Origin of the sequence: Mesorhizobium sp. M7A.F.Ca.CA.001.10.2.1 (assembly GCF_003998575.1) — a bacterium.
Classification (GTDB): Bacteria; Pseudomonadota; Alphaproteobacteria; order Rhizobiales; family Rhizobiaceae; genus Mesorhizobium.
Genome location: NZ_RZQY01000528.1, coordinates 1 through 4,272, shown reverse-complemented (window position 1 = coordinate 4,272; position 4,272 = coordinate 1). Strand labels below are relative to the sequence as shown.

At 58.0% G+C, this 4,272-nt stretch carries 4 protein-coding genes; 2 read left to right on the top strand and 2 right to left on the bottom strand.

Annotated features, from left to right (window positions below):
- Window positions 1-29: 29 nt before the first annotated feature.
- Window positions 30-893 (bottom strand): ATP-dependent DNA ligase, encoded by an 864-nt coding sequence (locus EN964_RS26495; RefSeq protein WP_127268874.1) that lies wholly within the window; start codon window positions 891-893, stop codon window positions 30-32.
- A gap of 184 nt (window positions 894-1,077) precedes the next feature.
- Between EN964_RS26495 and EN964_RS37855 the strand changes: the two genes are divergently transcribed.
- Entirely contained in the window at window positions 1,078-1,251 is a 174-nt protein-coding gene (locus tag EN964_RS37855; protein ID WP_164748842.1) for a hypothetical protein, read from the top strand.
- A 121-nt stretch (window positions 1,252-1,372) separates the two neighbouring features.
- Window positions 1,373-1,579: a DUF3606 domain-containing protein gene (locus tag EN964_RS26490; RefSeq protein ID WP_127268872.1), complete on the top strand. Its 207-nt coding sequence runs from the start codon at window positions 1,373-1,375 to the stop codon at window positions 1,577-1,579.
- Between the two features lie 405 nt (window positions 1,580-1,984).
- On the opposite strand, the gene EN964_RS26485 is transcribed toward EN964_RS26490, so the two are convergent.
- A complete protein-coding gene (locus EN964_RS26485; RefSeq protein ID WP_127268870.1) occupies window positions 1,985-3,916 on the bottom strand; it encodes a PAS domain-containing sensor histidine kinase in 1,932 nt (643 codons plus the stop codon).
- Window positions 3,917-4,272: the final 356 nt, after the last annotated feature.

Genomic DNA, 4,272 nt, shown 5'->3' with positions numbered 1-4,272 from the left:
ATCCCGAGATGTGCATCGTGGGCGATGCGTCATGCCTTTGCCTCCCGGATCGCCCGCAGCGTGGCGTGGCGTAGTTTATTTTCGCGCTTGAGGGTCTTCACGCGTCCGACAAGGCCAGGTTTGATCCATTCGGCATCGGGCTTGTCGGCGCCCCTCGGTGGCGCGCCTTTCCCCTCTTGCACCTTGGCATAGAGGCGTTCGCGCATGGCTTTGGTCAGGGCGATGTTTGCCGAGCCGACGTAGCGGCGTTCCGCATCGCGGGTTGCCATCAAGGCGAGTGGAGCCGAACTGGGCGTTCGCTGCACGCCTGCAACTTCAAAGTCGACTTCCTCATAGCATTTCGTTTTCAGCCACGCTTCGGTGTCGCCTGACCGATAGACGCTGTCAGGCCGCTTCGACACCATGCCCTCTAGGCCCATGCGGTCAACCGCGGCGTAGAAGTCATCCCCGCCGCCATGCACATGGTGGCTGTACTGGATCACGCCCTTGGCAGGCCTGACGAGTTCGAGCAGCTTTTCCCGGCGTGCCAGCAATGGTTCGGGGCGCAGGTCGATGCCGTCATGGTGCAGCAGATCGAAGGCAACGAAGATGATCCGATCCGGCGCCCATCGCATCGCCGACCGCAGCGAATGGAAATCCGACACGCCTTTCTCGTTAAGGACGATTGCCTCGCTGTCGATGATTGCCGACTTCGGAATGGTTGCCGCCGCCTCGACAATCGTCTTGTACGTCGATGACCAGTCGTAGCCCCTTCGCGTGATCGCTCTGGCCTTGCCGTCCTCAACAATCACCTGGGTACGATAGCCGTCATATTTGATTTCGTGAATCCAGTTGTCCCCTGTCGGCGGCACCTCGACAAGCGTGGGGAACATCGGCCGGATGAACTTCAACATACGCTAACTCGGACTGACCGACTTTAAATTAGAAGAGGCTAAAATAGTTGCAAAGGAACGCACCAGACGCTTGGGCAGCTCCGGAGCACCTTGAGGAGCGTTATCTTGATCCAGCGGCTGAAATCGCTGGAGCGCCGCTTGGCCGGCTCAAGGAACGATTCCGCCCTCCCGGTGTTTCAATCCCATGACAAACATCACGAAAGGCCGGGGAATCGCGATGGCGGCCGAAGTCGCCAGTGCCAAGCAGCGCCTCGAACGGGCCGAGCTCGCGATTGAGCGCTCGGAAAAGATGGTGGCCCAAAACATCGAGCGGTCGGGCAGGATTCGGCGTCTGATCGAGGCCACACAAGATCAATAGCCTCCACAAAGGATCCCGTGCGGGCAGAACCAAGCCGGCGCAGGGCCAACTCTGCGACAAGCGCTGGCCACCCTTACGTGGAACCGGCGCCACTTGCGCTGCTCCGCTCAGGAGGACAACCATGCCAGATGACAAAAGCAGGCGTGATTTTCGTGATCGAGACCGCGTTTCGGGCGACGAGGAATACGAGGTCGGCGATCTCGCCAGCAAATTCCAGCTTACTGGTGGAGCATATTCGGCCCTTCGCGAACCACAGGGACGCCAAACACAACCGGGTGAAGTCGGTGCGCACAGTTCACCATTCATTTACAATATTAGCGGAGGTTGAAACTCGGACATGCTAGGTAGCTCGTACATGCCCTTAGCCTCGGTGCAGATCCAGCGCCGGGGCTTTTCTGTTTCGCGGCTGGGTAGGCCTGTCCGCACTCCTGCTTGACTGCGCGGACTGCGAGAACAACGCCTCGCGGGTTCCCAATCCTTGCAAACAGTTAGATCCGGGAGCTAAGTGCGGCATAGGCTGGTAGGGCAGGAGACCAGAGCGATCTTTCGAAGAACGAAGCCGTCCTCTCTCACGAATCGGCTGCTTGAACGTACACTTTCCATAGAAACCTCCCTTCTGACCGCTGAGCAGGTTGCCGCTTCGCAAGTACTCTCGGCACAGAGAAAAATATTGGAGGGTTTTATCCGAGCTTGACGCATCAAGGAACTCAAAGGGGTTGTCTCTCAGGCCACCCTACGCAACATTAGCGGTTGCTATTGCGTTCGCCAATTCTTCTTCTGTAAACGGCTTGCTGAGAATCTTGATGTCGCGAGTCCCCGGGAGTTCGGCGTAGCCCGTTGCTATAATGACGGGTACGTGCGGCCACTGGACTTTGATCGTATTCGATAGCTGCAGGCCCGTCATTTTCGGCATAGCATGATCCGTTATAACGAGGTCGAACGGGTGCTCCTCCAAAAGCCTGAGGGCTGCCGCCGCAGAATGCGCCTCCGCGACAGTATGGCCGAGATCCTCGAGCATTGCCGCGGTATTCAAAAGGACCAGGGCATCGTCATCCACTGCCAGGATCCGCAGCGACGCCGTCTCAATGGCTTCCTCGGCAAGAACATCCGGCCCGCGCGCGACTTCCGAGCTCGCGGTGGCGACCGGCAGCCACAGTTCCGCCGTCGTCCCTGCTCCCTTGCGGCTCCTAAGCGTCAGGCGCCCGCCCATTTGTTCTGTCATCCCATGTACCATAGACAGACCGAGACCCGTGCCTTTGCCAACGCCTTTTGTGGTGAAGAACGGTTCTGTCGCCCGAGCTAGTGTTTCTTCGTCCATTCCTTCGCCAGCGTCTGCTACCGAGAGGCAGACGTATGGGCCTGGGGCCAAGCCTGCCTCTTTGCTTTCGCCGACCTGTTCCATCCGAGTGGAGATGACGATCGTTCCGCCGTCAGGCATCGCATCCCTGGCATTGACGCACAGATTGAGCAATGCGAGTTCGATTTGACTTTCATCCACCATCACATGATCGAGCGAGAGCGGAAATTTGGTCTCGATAGTCGCTCTTGAGCCCAGCGATCGCTCCAAGAGCTCCTTCATTCCATGTATGAGCTCAATCAAATCGACAGGCTTCGGATCGAGTTGCTGCCGCCGCGCGAAAGCCAGCATGCGCTGCGTCAACGACGCTCCCCGTCGCGCCCCGAGCACGGCATTATCCAGAAGACGCAGCAATTGTGGATCGTCAGGTAGCCGTTTGCGCAGCAGCTCAAGACTACCCAGAACCGCCATCAGCAGATTGTTGAAGTCGTGAGCGACACCGCCCGTCAGCTTACCGATCGCATCCATTTTTTGTGACTGGAAAAGGGCTTCGCGTGCCTGATCCAATGACTCCTGCGCCTTCTTCCGTTCCGTTATGTCCCGCGTAACCTTCGCGAAACCCAGGAGTTCGCCATCCTCGTGCCGAATGGCGTCGATGACCACATGGGACCAGAACGCAGTACCGTCTTTGCGTATCCGCCAGCCCTCGCGCTCAACTCGCCCCTCGCGAGCAGCGATTTCCAAGGCGCTTTGCGGAGTGCCTCGCTCGCGATCCTCGGGCGTGTAGAACTGCGAGAAGTGCTTGCCGACTATTTCGTCGGCCGAGTAACCTTTGATGCGTTCTGCACCCGAGTTCCAGCTCGTGATTACGCCTTCAGGATCAAGCATATAGATCGCGTAGTCCGTCACGCCCTGAACCAGGCGCTGGAACTGCTCCTGACCTCTCCGGATTTCATCCTCCGCTTTCTTGCGCTCGGTAAGATCACGGGTGACTTTTGCGAAGCCGGTTAATTTGCCGCTTGGATCGAATATAGGATCAACCACAACATGAGCCCAGAAACGGCTCCCGTCGCGACGCACTCTCCAGCCCTCGGTTTCAAATTTGCCATTGCGGGCTGCTGTCTCCAGAGTCCGCGATGGAAGACCAGCTTCGCGATCTTCCTGCGTGTAGAAGCACGAGAAATGCTGACCGATGATCTCGCTCGCGGAATAGCCTTTGAACCGCTCTGCCCCCGCGTTCCAACTCGTCACGGTTCCCGAACGGTTCAACATATAGATCGCATAATCGGTAACGGCCTCGACGAGAACGCGGTAGCGATCCTCATCGGCTTTATCGACGGTCCCTTGAATCATACCCCATCCGTTCATCTGTCAACTTCATGAAACTGCTGGCGTCTCGGATGGTTCCACAGACGAGGGGAAGGCGTGCGTCCTTATGTGGCACAGGCCGTGATTGCCGTGGCCTGCAACGAGCTACTTGCCTGACGGCGGCGCGGCCATTACAGAAACTGGAATTCCAGATACTGGGGTCGGGCCGCCGGTCGGTCTACCCAGGTTCTACTTCGAACCTATGATTATGGCGGCTTACGATTCCTGTTTGGAGACGAGGGCGGAATGACCGAGCGAAAGAAGCAGCCCGTTGTAAGTTCCGGCATTGCCGGCTTGGACGAAATTCTTCGCGGTGGATTGCCCGCTTCCAACTTCTACATCGTGCAAGGCGATCC